At 33.0% G+C, this 22,080-nt stretch carries 17 protein-coding genes; 1 reads left to right on the forward strand and 16 read right to left on the reverse strand.

What is annotated here, in order from left to right; translation table 11 throughout:
- Positions 1–27: 27 nt before the first annotated feature.
- The 10 genes from ccoG to VCM48_RS06115 all read right to left on the reverse strand — a co-directional run bounded on the left by ccoG (position 28) and on the right by VCM48_RS06115 (position 10,728).
- Positions 28–1,449 carry a cytochrome c oxidase accessory protein CcoG gene (gene ccoG / locus VCM48_RS06070; RefSeq protein WP_274640318.1) on the reverse strand — a complete coding sequence of 474 codons (1,422 nt, stop codon included), beginning with the start codon at positions 1,447–1,449 and terminating at the stop codon, positions 28–30.
- Between the two features lie 36 nt (positions 1,450–1,485).
- Positions 1,486–2,409, reverse strand: coding sequence for a cbb3-type cytochrome c oxidase N-terminal domain-containing protein (locus VCM48_RS06075; RefSeq protein ID WP_482271994.1), 924 nt, complete (start codon positions 2,407–2,409; stop codon positions 1,486–1,488).
- A 14-nt stretch (positions 2,410–2,423) separates the two neighbouring features.
- Positions 2,424–2,591: a CcoQ/FixQ family Cbb3-type cytochrome c oxidase assembly chaperone gene (locus VCM48_RS06080; protein WP_115902066.1), complete on the reverse strand. Its 168-nt coding sequence runs from the start codon at positions 2,589–2,591 to the stop codon at positions 2,424–2,426.
- A gap of 5 nt (positions 2,592–2,596) precedes the next feature.
- Positions 2,597–4,798, reverse strand: a complete 2,202-nt coding sequence (ccoN, locus tag VCM48_RS06085; RefSeq protein WP_482271995.1) for a cytochrome-c oxidase, cbb3-type subunit I — start codon at positions 4,796–4,798, stop codon at positions 2,597–2,599.
- Between the two features lie 33 nt (positions 4,799–4,831).
- A complete protein-coding gene (ccoS, locus tag VCM48_RS06090) occupies positions 4,832–4,996 on the reverse strand; it encodes a cbb3-type cytochrome oxidase assembly protein CcoS (protein ID WP_073184498.1) in 165 nt (54 codons plus the stop codon).
- A gap of 111 nt (positions 4,997–5,107) precedes the next feature.
- On the reverse strand, positions 5,108–5,443 hold the full coding sequence (locus tag VCM48_RS06095) for a hypothetical protein (protein WP_274640321.1): 336 nt from the start codon (positions 5,441–5,443) through the stop codon (positions 5,108–5,110).
- An 89-nt stretch (positions 5,444–5,532) separates the two neighbouring features.
- Positions 5,533–6,894, reverse strand: a complete 1,362-nt coding sequence (gene hemN / locus VCM48_RS06100; protein WP_482271996.1) for an oxygen-independent coproporphyrinogen III oxidase — start codon at positions 6,892–6,894, stop codon at positions 5,533–5,535.
- 51 nt (positions 6,895–6,945) lie between these two features.
- On the reverse strand, positions 6,946–7,644 hold the full coding sequence (gene deoD / locus VCM48_RS06105) for a purine-nucleoside phosphorylase (RefSeq protein ID WP_121148342.1): 699 nt from the start codon (positions 7,642–7,644) through the stop codon (positions 6,946–6,948).
- Positions 7,645–7,685: 41 nt separating this feature from the next.
- Positions 7,686–8,351: a deoxyribose-phosphate aldolase gene (gene deoC, locus VCM48_RS06110; RefSeq protein ID WP_482271997.1), complete on the reverse strand. Its 666-nt coding sequence runs from the start codon at positions 8,349–8,351 to the stop codon at positions 7,686–7,688.
- 4 nt (positions 8,352–8,355) lie between these two features.
- On the reverse strand, positions 8,356–10,728 hold the full coding sequence (locus tag VCM48_RS06115) for a heavy metal translocating P-type ATPase (protein ID WP_482271998.1): 2,373 nt from the start codon (positions 10,726–10,728) through the stop codon (positions 8,356–8,358).
- Between the two features lie 103 nt (positions 10,729–10,831).
- Here VCM48_RS06115 and VCM48_RS06120 point away from each other — a divergent pair, with 103 nt between their 5' ends.
- A complete protein-coding gene (locus tag VCM48_RS06120) occupies positions 10,832–11,518 on the forward strand; it encodes a Crp/Fnr family transcriptional regulator (protein WP_274640326.1) in 687 nt (228 codons plus the stop codon).
- Between the two features lie 61 nt (positions 11,519–11,579).
- On the opposite strand, the gene VCM48_RS06125 is transcribed toward VCM48_RS06120, so the two are convergent.
- The 6 genes from VCM48_RS06125 to rplA form a co-directional block, all read right to left on the reverse strand.
- Positions 11,580–11,891, reverse strand: coding sequence for a DUF3467 domain-containing protein (locus VCM48_RS06125; RefSeq protein ID WP_047790111.1), 312 nt, complete (start codon positions 11,889–11,891; stop codon positions 11,580–11,582).
- Positions 11,892–11,982: 91 nt separating this feature from the next.
- Positions 11,983–16,257 (reverse strand): DNA-directed RNA polymerase subunit beta', encoded by a 4,275-nt coding sequence (rpoC, locus tag VCM48_RS06130; RefSeq protein ID WP_274640334.1) that lies wholly within the window; start codon positions 16,255–16,257, stop codon positions 11,983–11,985.
- A gap of 98 nt (positions 16,258–16,355) precedes the next feature.
- Positions 16,356–20,165: a DNA-directed RNA polymerase subunit beta gene (gene rpoB, locus VCM48_RS06135; RefSeq protein WP_274640335.1), complete on the reverse strand. Its 3,810-nt coding sequence runs from the start codon at positions 20,163–20,165 to the stop codon at positions 16,356–16,358.
- 240 nt (positions 20,166–20,405) lie between these two features.
- A complete protein-coding gene (rplL, locus tag VCM48_RS06140) occupies positions 20,406–20,780 on the reverse strand; it encodes a 50S ribosomal protein L7/L12 (RefSeq protein WP_099214076.1) in 375 nt (124 codons plus the stop codon).
- Positions 20,781–20,830: 50 nt separating this feature from the next.
- On the reverse strand, positions 20,831–21,349 hold the full coding sequence (gene rplJ, locus VCM48_RS06145) for a 50S ribosomal protein L10 (RefSeq protein WP_274640336.1): 519 nt from the start codon (positions 21,347–21,349) through the stop codon (positions 20,831–20,833).
- Between the two features lie 21 nt (positions 21,350–21,370).
- Positions 21,371–22,060 (reverse strand): 50S ribosomal protein L1, encoded by a 690-nt coding sequence (gene rplA / locus VCM48_RS06150; protein ID WP_099214074.1) that lies wholly within the window; start codon positions 22,058–22,060, stop codon positions 21,371–21,373.
- Positions 22,061–22,080: the final 20 nt, after the last annotated feature.

Below are 22,080 nucleotides of genomic sequence, written 5' to 3' on the forward strand. Positions count from 1 at the left end.
ACGAAAACTAATAACCTTTAGACTGATTTATCTATAACTTCTTGGTCCTAAAAAGTTGGTTGTAGTTGTTTCAATAAGTTTATCGCCACTATACACTCCTATTTTTAGTTTTTCTTTTTCGTCTTTCATTTCAGATTGATGTAACTCTATGAACAAAGTTCCTTCTGCCAATCCTTGTTTTGGAACTTCAAAATCTTGATGTGTTACCGTTTCTATTTTTCCTTTATGAGACAACAATTTATAACTCACGTTATCAATCTGTTTTGTTGTCTTATTTACCACTTTAAAAGTGTAAATATTACTAATAACCCCGTTTTCTTTATGTTGATATAACTGACCTGGTAATCGTAAAATTGTTGCTTCTACATCATTTCTTAAAAATAGCATTCCTACTAAAATCCCTATTAAAATAAACAATACTGCTGAGTACCCTTTCATTCTTGCAGTGAACTTAAAAGGCGCTTTCTTAACAATATTTTCTTCACTTGCATAACGGATTAACCCTTTTGGTAAACCTACTTTTTCCATCATGTGATCACACTCATCAATACAAGCGGTGCAGTTTACACATTCTAGCTGTGTACCATTACGAATATCAATTCCTGTAGGACATACATTCACACACTGAAAACAATCTATACAATCTCCTTTTCCTGTCGCTGCTCTATCTTCTTTTTTATTAAATTTCCCTCTTCCTGTTTTACCTTCTCCTCTTACATGATCATAAGCAACATTAATAGTTTTATTATCTAACAGTACTCCTTGCAACCTACCATAAGGACAAGCTATAATACACACCTGTTCTCTAAACCATGCAAAAACAAAATAGAAAACCCCTGTAAAAATTAGCAATGATATTAAAGTACTAATATGGTCTAATGGGTTACCTGTTATGTAACTTATTAATTTATCACTTCCTATTAGATACGCTAAGAAAACGTTTGCTATAATAAAAGAAATGATAAAAAAGGCTATCCATTTTAAAACTCTTTTTCTTATTTTTTCAGCATTCCATGCTTGTTTAGCTAAACGAATTTGTTTTCCTCTATCTCCTTCTATTAAATATTCAATTTTTCTGAAAACCATTTCTAAAAAAATGGTTTGTGGGCAAATCCATCCACAGAAAATTCGACCAAATACAACAGTGAATAGGATGATAAATACTACTCCTATTATCATTGAAATCACCATTAAATGAAAATCTTGAGGCCAAAAAGGAAATCCGAAAATGTTGAACTTACGTTCTAAAACATTAAATAGTAAAAACTGATTTCCGTTGATTTTAACAAACGGTGCTAGTAATAAAAATGCTAATAAAAAGTAGCTTACATAGCTTCGGTATTTATAAAACTTACCACTTGGTTTTTTTGGAAACACCCAAGCCCTTTTTCCTTCATCATTTATAGTACCAATACTATCTCTGAATTGTTCGTTTTTGGGTGTTTCCATAATCAACTATTAAAAACTAATTTGTAACTACTATTTTTATTGAATACTGTCTTTTACTTGCTCTTCTACAGGTTCAGCAACAGTTAGCGCTTGACCTTCTTCTTTATATAACTCTCCTTGAGGCTCTTTTGGTTTTGCTGGTGTAGTTCCTTGTAAAGAAATAATATAACTTGCTACTTTTTGAATATCTTTTGGCTTCAACGTTTTGTTCCAAGCTACCATACCTTTACCATCTCTACCTCCATTAGAAATAGTATTAAAGATATTTTTTATACCTCCTCCTAAAATCCAATATTCATCGGTTAAGTTTGGTCCAATACCTCCACCACCATCTGCAATATGACATGCAGCACAGTTTAAGTTGTATACAGCTTTACCTCTACTTAAATCACCAGCATCTGTTAAAACTGTTACTGTCTCTGCATCGATAACTGCTTCTTTAGAATTTGATTTAAATGCTGCTAACTCTCTTTTAGCTTCTGCTACAGCTTGAGCGTATTCCATCTCTTGGTTATCTGCTCCCAGTACATGATATCTTACTAAGTATACGGCTGCAAAAACTATTGTTGCGTAGAACATATATAGCCACCATGGTGGTAAGTTATTATCTAACTCTTTAATTCCATCATAGTTATGATCTAATATAATTTCATCCTCTTCTTCTATCGCTTTAGCTTCCGTCCATTTATTTATAATTTTCTTCGCCCAAGCCCAGTTATCAACTTCTTCTGGCTGAATACCATCTTTTTCCATTTGAAGTTGCTCTGCTTTTTGTTGTGCTACGATGTTTAAAGCTTCTTTTAACACAACTGCTGTTACCAGTCCTACAATTGCTATCCATACTAACGGATGTTCATACAGGCTAAATGGGTTTTCGTATGATTTAATTGCAGTTGTTATAGCAAAAAAGGTAACTGCAACAAAAATGATATATACTATAGATTGAAAATATTTTTTCATCTTGTTTAATTTTACTAATTATCTAAAGGTAATTTACTTACATTACTTATATATTCTCTTTTGGCCGTAAACACCCACCAAAACAACACTACAAAAAATGTAAAGAATATGGTTAGCGAAATAATTGGGTATATTTCAATACCTGCAATAGTTTCCATATGGTTTTTTACAAACTTTAACATGATTTCTAGTTTTTAGCGCTTAATTGATCTTCAACATCTTTAATCTTAATATCGGTACCTAGTCGTTGTAAATAAGCAATTAGGGCTACGATTTCTCTATCTTTCATTTCAATGAAAGTTTGTCCGTTTTCTTGAGCGTACTTCTTATCTGCTTCATAATTTGTTGCAAAATCTGGATCAGCATATAAGTTCTCTTGAATTTTAGCTCCTTGTTCTTCCATACTTGCTTGCGCATTGGCTATATCTTCTTCAGTATAAGGAACACCTAGGCTAACCATTGCTTTCATTTTGCTTTCGGTATCACTCTTATCTAGTTTATCTCTTACTAACCATTGGTATGAAGGCATGATAGAACCAGGTGAAGTACTTTGCGGATCGTACATGTGATTTAAGTGCCAGCTGTCGTTATATTTTCCTCCAACTCTTAATAAATCTGGTCCTGTACGTTTAGAACCCCATAAGAATGGATGGTCATATACAAACTCTCCTGCTTTTGCAAATTCTCCATAACGCTCTACTTCTGACCTGAATGGACGAACCATTTGTGAGTGACATCCTACACACCCTTCACGGATATAAATATCTCTACCTTCTAACTCTAAAGGTGTATATGGTTGTACGCTTGTTATCGTTGGAATATTTGACTTCACTAATAAAGTTGGTATAATTTGAACAACCCCTCCAATTAAAATTGCTACTGTAGCATAGATTGTTAATTTTACTGGTCTTCTTTCTAACCAAGTGTGCCATCCTTCTTTAGAAGTTCTATATTTAGATACTTTTGTTAATGCTGCCGCTTCTGCTAATTCATCTGTTACTCCACTACCTGATCTTACAGTTTTAACAATGTTGTATAACATTACGAATGCTCCTAGTATAAATAAACTTCCTCCAATAGCACGCATCCAGTACATTGGAATAATTTCATTTACTGTTTCTAAGAAGTTACCATATGTTAAGGTTCCATCAGGGTTGAATTGTTTCCACATTGATGCTTGTACAAATCCTGCTACATACATTGGTAATGCATACATGATAATACCTAAGGTACCTATCCAGAAGTGGAAGTTTGCTAATGCTGTAGAATATAATTTTGTTTTAAACATTCTTGGTACTAACCAGTACAACATACCGAAAGTTAAGAATCCGTTCCATGCTAAGGCTCCTACGTGTACGTGAGCAATAATCCAATCACTAAAGTGTGCAATTGCGTTTACATTCTTTAATGATAACATAGGTCCTTCAAACGTTGCCATACCATACCCTGTAATTGCAACTACCATGAATTTTAATACTGGGTCTACTCTTACTTTATCCCAAGCTCCACGAAGTGTTAGTAATCCGTTAATCATACCTCCCCAAGATGGTGCAATTAACATTACAGAGAATGCTACTCCTAAGTTTTGAGCCCAATCTGGTAATGATGTATATAATAAGTGGTGAGGTCCAGCCCAGATGTAGATAAAAATTAACGACCAGAAGTGTACAATAGATAATCTATATGAATATACCGGACGGTTAGCCGCTTTAGGAACAAAGTAGTACATTAACCCTAAGAACGGAGTCGTTAAGAAGAACGCTACCGCATTATGTCCGTACCACCATTGTACTAATGCATCTTGAACACCTGCGTATACTGAATAACTTTTCATAAAGCTTACAGGTAATTCTAAACTATTAAAAATATGTAATACCGCTACGGTTACAAAAGTTCCTAAGTAGAACCAAATTGCTACATATAAATGGCGTTGTCTTCTTTGTAAGATTGTCCAAATCATGTTAGCACCAAAAGCTACCCAAACTAATGCTATGGCTATATCAATTGGCCATTCTAATTCGGCATATTCTTTTGAAGTTGTATACCCTAACGGAAGTGTTATGGCTGCTGCAACAATTATTAACTGCCATCCCCAAAAGTTAAAGTTACTTAAAAAATCACTTGCCATACGCGCTTTCAGTAATCGTTGCAATGAGTAGTAAACTCCTGCAAAAATGGCATTTCCTACGAATGCAAAAATTACTGCATTTGTATGTAATGGTCTTAAACGCCCAAAACTCAACCATGAAATTCCATCAGTTAAATTTGGGAATAAAAACATAAAAGCCAATAACAATCCTACTGAAAAACCTACTATTCCCCATAGTAAGGTTGCGTAGATGAATTTTTTTACGATCTTATTATCGTAATAAAATTGTTGCATTTCCATAATCTATTTGAATTTAATATCTATTGTTAATTGTTAGTTCTTTGTTTCTTCTTTTACCAGTTCATCATCAAACAACATGCGAACTGATGGCGTGTACGAATCATCGTACTGCCCTTTTTTTACTGAAACAATAAATGCTATAAAGAAAATAATAGCCACTAAAATACTTAGTGATAGTAGTAAGTAAATAACGCTCATATCTTGCCTGATAATTATAGTTCAAAGGTAACTGTGAAGGTTTTCTTAAAATATGACTTTTGTCATGTTTGAGTTTTTTTTTCAAAAAAATAAAGAGAACTTGCGTTCTCTTTATTTAAGTAATCTTTGTAAACCCATTAGAAGGTTTTTCTCTAAAATAGCATAGCTACCATCTGATAGAAATAATTCTTTTATTTCTTCGAATAGCTGATTTATTTCTTCTTTACCGTAGTTTAATTTTTTGAGTGATTCATTAATTTTTTGAATGCTAGCATAGTCATTATCTTTTTCAAACTCTTCATGCATCTTTTTGTACGTTTCTTGGTTCGTTCTTAAAGAAATGGCTTCGAGTTCTTCTTTTGTTTCTTTATAATCTGCATTAATACAATAGATAAAAACATAGGTTTGTAGCTCTTCCTTTGACCAATTTACTTCAAATGATTTCATGACGTCTGGTTTTTAGGTTTACTCAAATTTAATCATTTTTTTAGTAAAAACACAACAAAAACCACCACAAAACACTAATTACCAACTAATTAAATAGTCATTGAAAACAATTTTGTTTCTGGTTGTTTTTCATGTAATTTCTTGTCAAATGCCATACAAATATTACGTACATAGGGTCTTGCCTTTTCAGGAACTGTTAACTTTTTCCCTTCAATAGAAACCAAACCATCATCTATCATTTCTTCTAACTTTCCTATATGTGTTTCTACATTTTTTATTTGTAATTGCTCTTCTTCCCACGAAGTGGAGAAATGACACATAATATTTAAAATATGTTTTCTTATTATTAAGTCTTCTTCCGATAATATATGCCCTCTAAACACAGGTATTTCTCCTTCGTTTACAATTCTTTCATACTCTTTTACAGTTTTTACATTTTGTGCAAATCCATACCAAGAATCAGAGATTGACGACATTCCTAAACCTACCATTAACTGTGTTTTGTTTGCAGTGTATCCCATAAAATTGCGGTGCAATGTTTTTTCTTGGGTGGCTTTGTATAAACTATCGGTAGCTAAGGCGAAATGATCCATTCCAATTTCTACATAACCCATTTCGGCAAATAATTCTTTACCTATTTCATACAACTCGCGTTTTTCTTCATTTTTTGGCAAATCATCTTCATTAAATCCACGTTGCCCTACTCCTTTTACCCATGGAACATGCGCGTAACTATAAAATGAAATTCTATCGGGTTCTAATTCTTTTGTTTTATTAATAGTATGAATTACGTTTTCTTTTGTTTGGAATGGAAGTCCAAATACTAAGTCATGACTAATAGACGTATAACCTATTTCTTTTGCCCAATTGTGTACTTTTTCTACGTTTTCAAAAGGTTGTACTCTATGAATAGCTTCTTGTACTTTTGGATTATAATCTTGTACTCCAAAACTTACTCTTGTAAAACCTAAATTGTACAATGTTTGCAAGTGTTCTTTTGTAGTATTGTTTGGATGCCCTTCAAAACTAAACTCGTGGTCTGGATGTTTTTCAGCATTGATAAAAATTCCATCAATTAACCTTTTTAATTGTTTTTCTGAAAAGAACGTTGGTGTTCCTCCACCTAAATGAATTTCTTTTATTACAGGGGTTTCGTCAACTAAATCAACATATAACTGCCACTCTTTTAAAACGGTTTTTATATACGGATCTTCCATTTCATGACGTTTTGTAATATGCTTATGACAAGCACAAAACGTACATAAACTCTCACAAAATGGTAAATGAATATATAAGCTAATTCCTTCTGAGGAATTGCTTTCTATAAACGAACGCTTAAAAGTTTCTATCCATTTTTCTTTTGAAAATGTTTCGTTATCCCAATATGGAACTGTTGGATAACTTGTATATCTAGGTCCTGGAATGTTATATTTTTGAATAAGTGAATTCATGTTCTTAATACTATTTTGTTTCATTCTTCAATAAAATCACTCTAACTGACATTACGCCAACTCTAGAGCAATTTCAATCATTTCTTTAAAGGTTTGTTCTCTTTCATCAGCTGTGGTTCTTTCTCCTGTAACCAAACTATCTGAAATGGTTAAAATTGATAATGCGTTTACTTTATGCTTTGCTGCAACTGTATACAATCCGTTGGTTTCCATTTCAACACACAATACACCATAGTCTGCCCATTTTTTATAGCTTTCAAATTCATCTGCATAAAATTCATCTGAGCTTAAAATGTTTCCAGCCTTTAATGGAATTCCTTTTTCTTTTGCTGCATCTACAGCTTTTTGAAACAACTCAAAACTTGCTGTTGGCGCAAAATCAGCTCCGTTAAAACGGATGGTATTTAATCCTGAATTTGTAGAAGCTGCCATAGCAATAACAATATCTCGAATTTTTACTTCTTTTTGATACGACCCCGCAGAACCTACTCTTATTAAGTTTTTAACCCCATATTCATTAATTAATTCATGAGCATAAATTAAAGCAGAAGGAATTCCCATTCCTGTTCCTTGTACGGAAATTCGTTTTCCTTTATAGGTTCCTGTGAATCCTAACATACCTCGAACATCGTTATAACAAACTGGATTTTCCAAAAATGTCTCTGCAATCCATTTTGCACGCATAGGATCACCTGGTAATAAAACAGTTTCTGCTATTTCTCCTTTTTTTGCTTCTATATGTATGCTCATTCTTTACTTTTTTTAGGTTTTGAACTATTAAGATTCGGTTTTTAATATTGGTTTTTATCAGAAACACCGCTAGTTACTAAAGCTACTCCTGAAGAGGTTCCTAAACGAGTTACTCCATTTTCTATATATTTCCTAGCCGTTTCTATATCTCTAATACCTCCAGCTGCTTTAATTTGCGCTTTTCCATCTACAACGCTATCCATTATTGCAACGTCTTCAAAGGTTGCTCCTCCAGTACCAAAACCTGTAGACGTTTTCACAAAATCAGCCCCAGCTTCAACAGCTAATTGACTTGCTACTTTAATTTGCTCTTTTGATAAATAACAGTTTTCAAAAATTACCTTTAAGGTATTTTCTCCTATCGCTTCTTTAATTAATCGAATTTCGTTTTCTACATAATCTTCATCTCCTTCTAACAACTTGCCTATATTAATAACCATATCTATTTCTGAAGCTCCATTTTTTATACAGTTTTTAGCTTCAAAAACTTTAGTTTCTGTAGTCATTGCTCCTAATGGAAAACCTATTACTGCTGCTACTTTTACATCTGAACCTTTTAATTCTTTGGCTGCTAACTCTACATTACATCCATTTACACAAACTGCATAAAAGTCATACTCTTTAGCTTCATTGCATAGTTTTATAATATCAGTTTTTGTAGCTGTGGCTTTTAGTAACGTATGATCTATATATTTATTAATCTGCATCTTTTTATTTTATTTTTCTTCCTAAAATATTGGTAGCTATAGTTGTAAACACTACCACACTAATTGAACTCAACGGCATTAAAATTGCAGCTATTACTGGCATTAGTTGACCAGTTACTGCAAAATAAAGCCCTACAATATTGTACATTAAAGATAATAAAAAGCAATATTTAATAATTTTTATTGCTTTTTGCGATGCTTTAATATAATTGCCTATCTCACTAAATTTTGTAGCATCTAAAATAGCATCACAAGCAGGAGAAAATACATTTATATTTTCTGATAACGCTACCCCTACATTACTTTGCGCTAGCGCTCCTGCATCGTTTAATCCATCACCTATCATCAATACACTTTTCTTTTTCTCTTGTAATTCTTCTACGTAGTGTAATTTATCTTGAGGTTTTTGATTGAATAAAAATGTAGTTTCCTTTGGCAATAACTTTTCTAAAAATTTCTTTTCTCCTTCATTATCTCCTGAAACTACTGATAGACTATATTTTTTAGTTAAGTTAGAAAACAACTCTTTAACTCCTTTTCTATAAGCATTCTTAAATACATACTTTCCTTTGTACTCATTATTTACACTAATATTAACAGAAGTATCAAGATTTGCTTGTTCTTTTGCGTTTTTCACAAATGATGATGAGCCTATTTTTAAAGTTGTGTGCTTATAGCTTGCTTCAATTCCTTTTCCAACATGTTCTTGATAGTCTTCAACTGGTAATATTTCTTCTTCTAAGGAAGTGTATAGCATTCTACTCAGTGGATGATTTGAAGATCTTAATGCACTTTTTAATATCGCTTTTTGAGTTTTATCTAAGTCTTCTCCTTCATATGTTATTGTATTCTCTTTATTAGTAGTAAGTGTACCTGTTTTATCAAAAATAACTGAATTTACAGCAGCTAACTGCTCTACGACTGTAGCATTTTTTAAATAGAACTTCTTTCTTCCAAAAATTCGTAAAATATTCCCTAAAGTAAACGGTGCTGCTAATGCTATTGCACATGGACACGCTATAATTAATACTGATGTAAATACGTTTAATGCTACACTTGAATCGTAATACAACCAAAAAGCTGTAGATAAAAACGCTATAGACAGTACAATTATGGTAAAGTTTTTACTGATTTTATCTGTTAAGGTTTTAAATGATGAGTTTTTATCTTTTTGAAATACATCGTTACTCCATAACTGTGTTAAATAACTCTGTGAAACTGAAGCTAGCACTTCCATTTCTATACTTCCTGACAGTTGTTTTCCTCCTGCAAATAATTTATCTCCTGACTTTTTATTTACAGGAATGGCTTCACCTGTAACAAAACTGTAATCAATTTTTGCTTCTCCGTTAATTAAAATTCCATCAACAGGAATTAATTCCTGATTTCTAATTAATAACCTATCTCCTTTTTTTACCTCATAAATTTGAGTATTCTCTTCTTTTTTATCGGTAGTTATCTTTGTTACTGCAATTGGGAAGTATGACTTATAATCGCGTTCAAATGAAAGAAAGTTATAGGTCTTTTGCTGAAAAAATTTCCCTAGCAATAAAAAGAACACCAATCCTGTTAAACTATCAAAAAAACCTGTCCCTAAATCAAGAACTATTTCTGCTGTACTTCGTACGAATAATACTAAGATTCCTAAAGCAATAGGAACGTCGATATTTAAAATTTTTGACCGAACTCCTTTATAAGCTGAAATAAAATAATCCTGTCCTGCATAAAAAACTACTGGGAGGGAAAATATAAACATTAACCAACGGAAGATTCCTTTGTATTGTTCTAACCAATATTCTGATACCTCAAAGTACTCTGGAAACGACAAGAACATCACATTTCCAAAGGCAAAACCTGCTATTCCTAATTTATAAATTAAACTATGGTCTACTTTCTTTTTACCTACCTCGTAATCCTCAAGACTTATATAAGGCTCATATCCTATAGAACTTAGTAACAATACTATTTCTTTAAGTGATGTTTTTTCTGAATTAAAAGTAATTCGTACTGTTTTCTTAGGAAAATTAACTTGAGATGAAGACACATACTCTTGTAGTTTGTGTAAATTTTCTAATACCCAAATACATGAACTACAATGTATATGTGGAATATATAAATTTACTACTTGTACATTACCATCGTTAAACTCTAATAGTTTATCTACAATAGACTCATTGTCCAAGAAATCGTATTTTCCTTGTATCTCTTCAGGTATTGCTCCTGGGTTGTTTTGAAAATCGTAATAACAAGTTAAATCGTTCTCTGAAAAAATTTCATAAACTGTTTTACATCCATTACAACAGAAAAATTTTTCTTCTATTGTAATTGTTTTTGTATCGCACTCGTTACCACAATGAAAACATGTTGTGCTTTCCATATTTACTCTTTTGCCTAGTACAAATGTCCGATAAGATATCAATTTAAAACATGATAATTGTCAGGTTTTCCGTATATTTGAGTAATAAAAAAAGGGCATATCTATGAGCAAGTGTGAGCAATGTATCATTCGAGAATTTAATTCTTTGAAAGCTTTAACAAAAGATGAATTGATAAGAATTACTGGCTGTAAAACGTCTAAAAAAATTAAAAAAGGAGAAGTCCTTTTTGATGAAGGCGAATATATTAATGGTGTTTTTTGTGTTAAAGATGGTGTTTGTAAAGTGTCTAAAATGAGTGATAATGGTAGAGACCAAATTATTCACTTAATAAGAAAAGGTGATATTTTAGGTGAGCGTAGTTTAATAAACAATGAGGCTTCAAACTTAAAAGCTATTGCTGTGAATGACATGGAGGTTTGCTTTATTCCTAAAGACGAAATTCTTAGAGATTTAGAAAATAACTCTAACTTTTCTATGGACGTTTTAAAGAAAATGGCCAATTCTTTAAAGAAAGCTGATGATGTTATTGTAGATATGGCTCAAAAGACCGTTAAACAACGTTTGGCTGCTACTCTATTATTACTAGACTCAAAGTTTGATAAAAACGAAAATGGCTCTATAAATATTAATTTATCAAGAGAAGATATAGCTAATATTATAGGTACAGCAACTGAAAGTGCTATTCGTTTACTTTCTGAATTTAAAAAGAAAAAACTAATTGATTTAAAAGGTAAAGAAATCTTTATAACTGATGTGAAAGCTCTAAAAGAACTTTCTGAAGGTTTTTAAACCTTATTAATATTATTATTACAAACAAAAAATCGTCTAAATAGACGATTTTTTATTGCTTTTAAGCTTCTCCTGTAGTACCTCCAAAATTCATTGGAATTGGTGGTTGCTCATAATCTTTTATTTCTCCATGAGCTTGTTCAAACTTACGAATATTGTCTGCTAAAGCTTTTGACAAACGTTTTGCATGCTGTGGAGTTAAAATAATTCTTGATTTTACTTTTGCTTTTGGAACTCCTGGCATAATATTTATAAAATCAACAATAAATTCTGATACAGAATGGTTTATAATAGCTAAATTACTATAAGTTCCTTCTGCTATTTCTTGATCTAACTCTATATTTAATTGTGGTTCTTTCTTATTATCTTCCATAATTAAGTCTCTTAATATTATTTAATTAAAAAATAAGGGTTTAGAGTTCTAAGAACTCTAAACCCTTGATATTATTTATAAACTTAAGTTTTTATAAACTTTGTTCAATCTCATCCTTAGGTCCAACTACGATATCTTCGTAAGCTCTCATTCCTGTACCTGCTGGTATACGTTTACCAACAATTACATTTTCTTTTAATCCTTCTAAGGTATCAATTTTACCATTTACAGCGGCTTCATTTAATACTTTAGTTGTTTCCTGGAATGATGCAGCTGAGATAAATGACTTCGTTTGTAACGATGCTCTTGTAATACCTTGTAATACTTGCTCAGCTGTTGCTGGTTGAGCATCACGTGCTACTACTAAGTTTTTATCTTCTCTACGCAATAAAGAGTTTTCATCTCTTAATTGACGAGCTGAAACTATTTGTCCTGGTTTTAAGTTTGCAGAATCTCCAGCATCTTCAACAACTTTCATTCCGTAAATAGCGTCATTTTCTTTGATGAAATCAGTTTTATGAACTAATTGATTTTCTAAGAATAAAGTATCTCCTGAATCAATAATTCTAACTTTACGCATCATTTGACGTACTACTACTTCGAAATGCTTGTCATTAATTTTTACCCCTTGTAAACGATATACTTCTTGAATTTCGTTAACTAAGTATTCTTGAACTGCTGAAGGTCCTTTGATATTTAAAATATCAATAGGAGTAATTGCTCCATCAGATAAAGGCATTCCTGCTTTGATAAAGTCGTTTTCTTGAACTAAGATTTGATTAGATAACTTAATTAAGTATTTCTTAATCTCTCCTGTTTTAGATTCGATAATAATTTCACGGTTACCACGCTTAATTTTACCAAATGATACAACCCCATCAATTTGTGCTACTACAGCTGGATTAGAAGGGTTACGTGCTTCGAATAACTCTGTTACACGTGGTAAACCTCCTGTAATATCTCCTGCTTTACCAGACTTACGAGGAATCTTAACTAATGTTTTACCTGACTCTACTTTATCTCCATCACTTACCATTAAGTGTGCTCCTACTGGTAAACTGTACGAACGTAAAGCATTACCATCTGCATCTTCAATAATTAATGAAGGAATAATTTTCTTGTTCTTAGAATCAGTAATTACTTTTTCTTGGAAACCTGTTTGTTCATCTATTTCAACAGAGTAGTTAATTCCTTGTTCTAAGTTGTCAAACTTAACTTTTCCTCCAAACTCAGAAACAATAACTCCGTTAAATGGATCCCATTGACATACTGCATCTCCTTTCTTAATTGTCTTTCTATCTTTATCAAAGATGATAGAACCGTAAGGAATAATGTTAGTACTTAATACAATTCCTGTTTTCTTATCAGTAATTTTAATTTCTGCAGTACGAGAAATAACGATATCTACTTCTTCTCCTGCTGAATCTTTACCTTTTACAGTACGTAAATCATCAATTGTTACAGATCCATCGAATTTAGAGATTAACTTGTTATCTTCTGAGATGTTTCCTGCTACCCCTCCAACGTGGAATGTACGTAATGTTAACTGTGTACCAGGCTCTCCAATAGACTGTGCTGCAATTACACCAACTGCCTCACCTCTTTGAACTTTTTGACCTGTTGATAAACTTTGTCCGTAACATTTTTCACAAATTCCTCTTTCAGATTCACATGTTAATGCTGAACGAACTTCTACTTTATCTACTCCCGCAGCTTCAATTTTGTCAGCTAAGATTGGTGTTATTAACTCACCTGCTTCAACTAATAATTCATCTGATGCTGGTGCATAAACATCATATAATGCTGTACGCCCTGAAATTCTTTCACTTAAAGGTTCAACGATTTCATCGTTTTTCTTTAATGGAGAAACTTCTAATCCTCTTAATGTACCACAATCTTCTTCGTTAACGATTACATCTTGAGACACATCTACTAAACGACGTGTTAAATATCCTGCATCGGCTGTTTTTAATGCGGTATCGGCAAGACCTTTACGTGCACCGTGCGTTGAGATAAAGTACTCTAAAATTGATAAACCTTCTTTAAAGTTCGATAAAATTGGGTTTTCAATAATTTCTCCACCTCCTGCAGTCGATTTTTTAGGTTTCGCCATTAATCCACGCATACCTGTTAACTGACGAATCTGCTCTTTCGATCCACGTGCTCCAGAATCTAACATCATAAATACAGAGTTAAATCCTTGTTGATCTTCACGTAAACGTTTCATTGATAATTCGGTCAATCTATTATTAGTAGATCCCCAAACATCAATTACCTGATTATAACGCTCTTTTTGCGTTAACATACCCATGTTATAGTTCATAACGATTCCATCCACTTCTTTATTAGCTTCAGCAATCATGCTATGTTTTTCTTCTGGGATAATGATATCTCCTAATGAGAAAGATAATCCACCTTGGAAGGCGAACTTATATCCCATTCCTTTAATATCATCTAAGAACTTACCTATTGATGGAATATCTGTTACTTTTAAGATATTACCAATAATTCCACGTAATGATTTCTTTGTTAATACCTCATTAATATATCCTGCCTGTTCTGGTACAACTTCATTAAATAATACTCTACCAACAGTTGTTTCAATTATTTGAGTTACTAACTCTCCGTTTTCATTAAAATCTTTAGTTCTTACTTTTATTCCAGCATTTAAGTCTACTCTGTCTTCGTTATAAGCAATAGTAACTTCTTCTGGAGAATAGAAAGTTAATCCTTCACCTTTAATAGGCACTTCTGGAGTTGACTTTCTTTCTTTTGTCATATAGTATAACCCTAAAACCATATCCTGAGACGGTACCGTAATTGGTGCTCCGTTTGCAGGGTTTAAAACGTTATGAGAAGCTAACATTAATAACTGCGCTTCTAAAATAGCTTCTGGTCCTAATGGTAAGTGAACCGCCATTTGATCCCCATCAAAATCGGCGTTAAATGCCGTACATACTAATGGGTGTAAACGAATTGCTTTTCCTTCAATTAATTTTGGTTGGAAAGCTTGAATACCTAAACGGTGTAAGGTAGGAGCACGGTTTAATAAAACTGGATGTCCTTTAATTACATTTTCTAAGATATCCCAAACAACTGGTTCTTTTCTATCAATTATTTTCTTTGCAGATTTTACTGTTTTTACAATACCTCTTTCGATTAACTTACGAATAACGAAAGGTTTGTATAATTCAGCTGCCATATCTTTTGGCAATCCACATTCGTATAATTTTAATTCTGGTCCAACAACAATTACAGAACGTGCAGAGTAATCAACACGTTTACCTAATAAGTTTTGACGGAAACGACCTTGCTTACCTTTTAAACTATCAGATAATGATTTTAATGGTCTGTTAGACTCTGTTTTTACTGCTGATGATTTACGTGTGTTATCAAATAATGAATCTACTGATTCTTGTAACATACGTTTTTCGTTACGTAAAATTACTTCTGGTGCTTTAATTTCCATTAATCGCTTTAAACGATTGTTACGGATAATTACACGACGATATAAATCATTTAAATCAGAAGTAGCAAAACGACCACCATCTAATGGAACTAACGGACGTAACTCTGGTGGAATTACCGGAACTACCTTCATTATCATCCATTCTGGGTTATTCTCTCTATTTTTTTGAGAATCTCTAAATGCTTCAACAACATTTAAACGCTTTAATGCTTCATTTTTACGCTGCTTAGAAGTTTCAGTATTTGCTTTATGACGTAACTGGTATGATAATTCGTCTAAATCGATTCTTTCTAATAAATCAATTAAACACTCTGCTCCCATTTTAGCAATAAACTTGTTAGGGTCAGAATCTTCTAAGTACATATTTTCTTGAGGAAGTTCATCTACGATATCTAAATACTCTTCCTCAGTTAAGAAGTCCATTTTTTGTAATGGTTCTCCTTCGGCATTTTTAGCAATACCTGGTTGAATTACTACGTAACGTTCGTAGTAAATAATCATATCTAACTTCTTAGATGGTAAACCTAAAAGGTATCCCATTTTGTTAGGTAATGATCTAAAGTACCAAATGTGTGCTACTGGTACTACTAAGTTAATATGACCTACTCTATCTCTACGTACTTTTTTCTCAGTAACTTCAACACCACAACGGTCACAAACGATACCTTTATATCGAATTCTTTTATATTTACCACACGCACACTCATAGTCTTTTACAGGACCAAAGATACGCTCACAAAATAACCCATCTCTTTCTGGTTTGTGTGTACGGTAGTTTATAGTTTCTGGTTTTAACACCTCTCCTTTAGAAGCCTCTAAAATAGACTCAGGTGATGCTAAACCTATTGAAATTTTGTTAAACTTCTTAACAGTGTATTTTTCGTTTTTTCTTGCCATGATAATGGATTCGAATTAAAAATAAATGTCTTGTAATAAGACTGATATTGAAAAAATGATTTGCCTCAGAGCTATTGCTCTGAGACATTTCACTGTGATTATTCTTCTAACTTAACGTCTAATCCTAAACCTTTAAGTTCGTGCATTAATACGTTAAATGATTCTGGTAAACCTGGTTCTGGCATTGCTTCTCCTTTAACGATAGACTCGTAAGTTTTTGCTCTACCTAATACGTCATCAGACTTAACAGTTAAGATTTCTCGTAAGATACTTGATGCACCATATGCTTCAAGTGCCCAAACTTCCATCTCACCAAAACGCTGACCTCCAAACTGAGCTTTACCTCCTAGTGGTTGTTGTGTAATTAATGAGTAAGGTCCAATAGAACGCGCGTGCATTTTATCTTCAATCATGTGACCTAACTTAATCATATAAATTACTCCTACTGTTGCTGGTTGATCAAAACGTTTACCTGTACCTCCATCATATAAATATGTATGTCCGTAACGTGGTATTCCTGCTTCATCAGTTAAAGCATTAATTTGATCTATTTTAGCACCATCAAAAATAGGTGTCGCATATTTTTGACCTAATTTTTGACCTGCCCATCCAAGAACAGTTTCATAAATCTGACCAATGTTCATACGAGATGGTACCCCTAATGGGTTTAATACGATATCTACTGGTGTTCCGTCTTCTAAGAAAGGCATATCTTCTTGACGTACAATACGTGCAACAATACCTTTGTTTCCGTGACGTCCTGCCATCTTATCTCCTACTTTTAACTTACGTTTTTTAGCTACGTAAATTTTAGCAAGTTTTAAGATTCCTGCTGGTAACTCGTCTCCTACAGAAATTGTAAATTTCTCACGACGTAAAACTCCTTGTAAGTCGTTTACTTTAATTTTATAGTTGTGAACTAATTCTACAACTAATTGATTTAAATCTTTATCAGTAGTCCATGTTCCACTTAAATGTGTAAAATCTTCAACAGAGTTTAACATTTTTTGTGTAAACTTTTTACCTTTTGGTAAAACTTCTTCTCCTAAGTCATTATAAACTCCTTGAGAAGTCTTTCCTGATACTAAGTTGAATAATTTCTCAACTAAAACTTCTTTTAACCCTTCAAACTTAGACACGTAAGACGCTTCTAAAGCTGAAATAGCTTCTTTATCACGAGCACGCTTATTTTTATCTTTTACTGCGCGTTTGAATAGTTTTTTATTAATTACTACACCTCTTAACGATGGAGAAGCTTTTAATGATGCATCTTTTACATCACCCGCTTTATCACCAAAAATAGCACGTAATAATTTTTCTTCTGGAGTTGGATCAGATTCTCCTTTTGGTGTAATCTTACCTATTAAGATATCACCAGGATTAACTTCTGCTCCGATACGAATCATTCCGTTTTCATCTAAGTCTTTTGTAGCCTCTTCTGAAACGTTAGGAATGTCATTTGTTAACTCTTCTGCTCCTAATTTTGTATCACGAACGTCTAATGAGTATTCATCAATGTGGATAGAAGTAAAAATATCTTCACGAACTACTTTTTCAGAAATCACAATCGCATCCTCAAAGTTATACCCTTTCCAAGGCATAAAGGCTACTTTCATGTTTCTACCTAAAGCTAATTCTCCTTTTTGTGTTGCATATCCTTCACAAAGTACTTGTCCTTCTTCAACTCTGTCTCCTACTTTTACAATTGGTTTCAAGTTGATGTTCGTACCTTGGTTGGTTTTTCTAAACTTAATTAAGTCATAAGATTTTTCATCAGAATCAAAGCTTACCATTCGCTCTTCTTCTGTTCTATCGTACTTAATTGTAATTTTGTTGGCATCTACATACTCAACAACTCCTGCTCCTTCAGCATTAATTAAGATACGAGAGTCTTTTGCTACTCTACGTTCTAAACCTGTACCTACGATTGGAGATTCTGGACGTAATAATGGAACTGCTTGACGCATCATGTTTGATCCCATCAATGCACGGTTCGCATCATCATGTTCTAAGAAAGGAATTAACGATGCTGAAATCGAAGCTATTTGGTTTGGAGCAACGTCCATATAATTAATTGCTTCTGGGCTTTCAACAGGGAAATCACCTTCTTCACGTGCAATTACTCTATCTCTCTCTATCTTACCATCTTCTGCTATTGGTAAGTTGGATTGAGCAATCTTCATTCCTTCTTCCTCCTCAGCACTTAAATAAATAGGCTCTTCTCCTAAAACACTTCCTTCTTCTACTTTCTTATATGGTGTTTCAATGAATCCCATATTATTTACTTTAGCATAAACAGCTAAAGAAGAAATAAGTCCAATGTTTGGTCCTTCAGGTGTTTCAATAGGACATAAACGACCGTAGTGTGTATAGTGAACGTCACGAACCTCGAAACCTGCTCTTTCACGTGATAAACCTCCAGGCCCTAATGCCGATAAACGACGCTTATGAGTAATCTCTGCTAATGGGTTGGTTTGATCCATGAACTGAGATAACTGGTTAGTACCAAAGAAAGAGTTAATTACTGAAGATAACGTCTTAGCGTTAATTAAGTCGATTGGAGTAAATACTTCGTTATCACGAACATTCATTCTTTCACGAATTGTACGTGCCATACGAGCTAAACCTACACCAAACTGACCTGCTAATTGTTCACCAACAGTTCTAACACGACGGTTAGATAAGTGATCGATATCATCTACTTCAGCTTTTGAATTGATTAACTCAATTAAATACTTAATAATTGTAATGATATCGTTCTTAGTTAATACTTTTTGATCTAGATCTTCATCTAAACCAAGTTTAGTATTCATTCTAAAACGTCCTACCTCACCTAAACTATAACGTTGCTCTGAGAAGAATAATTTTTCAATAATTCCTCTTGCAGTTTCCTCGTCTGGCGGTTCAGCATTACGTAATTGTCTATATACATGCTCTACAGCCTCTTTTTCTGAGTTTGTAGGGTCTTTTTGTAATGTATTATGAATGATGGCATAATCTGCTTGCTGGTTATCTTCTTTATGTAATAATACAGTTTTAGCTCCAGATTCGATTATTTCATCAATATGTTCTTTTTCTATAATAGTATCACGGTCGAAAATAATTTCGTTACGCTCAATAGATACAACTTCTCCTGTATCTTCATCTACGAAATCTTCGTGCCAAGTTTTTAATACTCTTGCTGCTAATTTACGCCCTAATACTTTCTTTAATCCAGCTTTAGAAACTTTTACTTCTTCAGCTAAATCAAAGATTTCTAAAATATCTTTATCTCTTTCAAAACCTATGGCTCTGAATAACGTTGTTACTGGTAATTTTTTCTTTCTATCAATATAAGCATACATTACTTGATTGATATCTGTAGCAAATTCAATCCAAGAACCTTTAAATGGAATTACTCTTGCTGAGTATAATTTGGTTCCGTTAGCGTGAAAAGATTGCCCAAAGAATACACCTGGTGAACGGTGTAATTGTGACACTACAACTCTTTCTGCACCATTTATAATAAAGGTACCAGAGTTTGTCATATAAGGAATTGTACCTAAATAAACATCTTGAACAATTGTTTCGAAATCTTCGTGTTCTGGGTCGGTACAATATAATTTTAAACGTGCTTTTAGAGGTACACTGTGAGTTAATCCACGTTCTATACATTCTTGGATGCTATATCTTGGTGGATCTACAAAGTAGTCTAAAAATTCTAATACAAATTGATTACGTGTATCTGTAATCGGGAAGTTATCCATGAAAGTTTTATACAAACCTTCTTCTCCTCGCTCTTCAGCTTTAGTTTGCAATTGGAAGAAATCTTGGAAAGATTTTACCTGAATATCTAAAAAATCTGGATAATCAGCTCCTAACTGCGATGACGCGAAGTTAATTCTTTCAGTAGTATTTATCGTTGCCAAAAGAGATGCTATTTTTAATTAAAAATATTATTTTTGAAACTTAACAGTTTCAATACTGCAATTTTAATTGCTGTTACTGATTAAAAATCAGCACTTTATAATCGTAAATTCACAATTCTGCAAATTGTGAAAAATAAAGAACGAATATATACACAAAATGGTTTAGGCCTAAAAACATAAGTTTTTAGTACCTAAACCTTTATTGTTTTTTCCCGTTTTTTTATAATTCGGGAGTATAGCTTACTTAAGCTCTACCTCAGCTCCTGCTTCTTCTAAAGACTTCTTAAGACCTTCTGCCTCATCTTTAGATACTGCTTCTTTAATTGGTGCTGGTGCGCTATCTACAATACCTTTAGCTTCTTTTAATCCTAATCCAGTTAATTCTTTAACTAATTTTACAACTGCTAATTTAGAACCTCCTGCTGCTTTTAAGATTACATCAAACTCAGTTTTTTCTTCAGCTGCATCTCCACCACCTGCTGCTGGTCCTGCTACTGCTACTGCAGCTGCTGCTGGCTCAATACCATACTCTTCTTTTAAAATATCAGCTAATTCATTAACTTCTTTTACTGTTAAGTTAACTAATTGTTCTGCGAAATCTTTTAAATCTGCCATTTTAATTGTTTTTTAAAAATTTTATTTATTTAGTTTATTAGTGCGCGAAATTATTTTTCTGATAATGTCTTTAAGATACCTGATAACTTACCACCACCTGATTGTAATGCTGAAACAACATTTTTAGCAGGAGATTGTAATAATGTAATGATATCTCCAATAAGTTCTTCTTTAGATTTGATGTTAACAAGAGCATCTAATTGTTCATCTCCAATATAAACTGCTTCTTCAACATACGCTCCTTTTAATAAAGGACGATCTTTTGATTTTTTTCTGAACTCTTTGATAACTTTTGCTGGCGCATTAGCTGCCTCAGCAATTAACATTGAAGTGTTTCCTTTTAATACATCTGGTAACTCTCCAAAATCTTTATCAGAAGCTTCCATTGCTTTTGAAAGCAATGTGTTTTTTACAACAGCCAATTGTACGTTTGCTTTAAAACAAGCTCTACGTAAGTTAGATGTAGTTGCTGCATCTAAACCAGAAATATCTGCTAAATAGATGGTACTTGTATCTGCTAATTGTGCTGTTAAATCTTGTATTACCTGTGATTTTTCCTCTCTAGTCATAATTAAAAAGTTTTAACTGCCTTACGATACAGATTTTACATCTATAGCAACACTAGGACTCATTGTAGAAGACATGAAAATGCTCTTAATATATGTTCCTTTTGCTGCTGTTGGCTTTAATTTAATTAATGTTTGTAATAACTCATTTGCATTTTCTTCAATCTTCGTAGCATCGAAAGATGCTTTTCCGATTGCAGCGTGTACAATACCTGTTTTATCTACTTTAAAGTCGATTTTACCAGCTTTTACTTCTTGTACTGCTTTTGCAACATCCATAGTTACTGTACCAGTTTTTGGGTTAGGCATTAAACCACGAGGACCTAATACACGTCCTAAAGGACCTAATTTACCCATTACACTTGGCATAGTAATAATAACGTCAACATCAGTCCAACCTCCTTTAATTTTTTGAAGGTATTCATCTAATCCAACATAATCAGCTCCTGCTTCTTTAGCTTCTGCTTCTTTATCTGGAGTAACTAATGCTAAAACTTTTACATCTTTACCTGTTCCGTGAGGTAATGTTACAACACCACGAACCATTTGATTAGCTTTACGAGGATCTACTCCTAAACGTACTGCTAAGTCTACAGATGCGTCAAATTTTACGTTTGTAATCTCTTTAACTAATGCTGATGCATCTTGTAAGCTATAAACTTTAGAGCTATCTACCTTAGCACGAGCTTCTTTTTGCTTTCTAGTAATTGCCATTTCTAAATATCTTTTAAAGT

It is taken from the genome of Tenacibaculum sp. DPLXC6 (assembly GCF_056815515.1).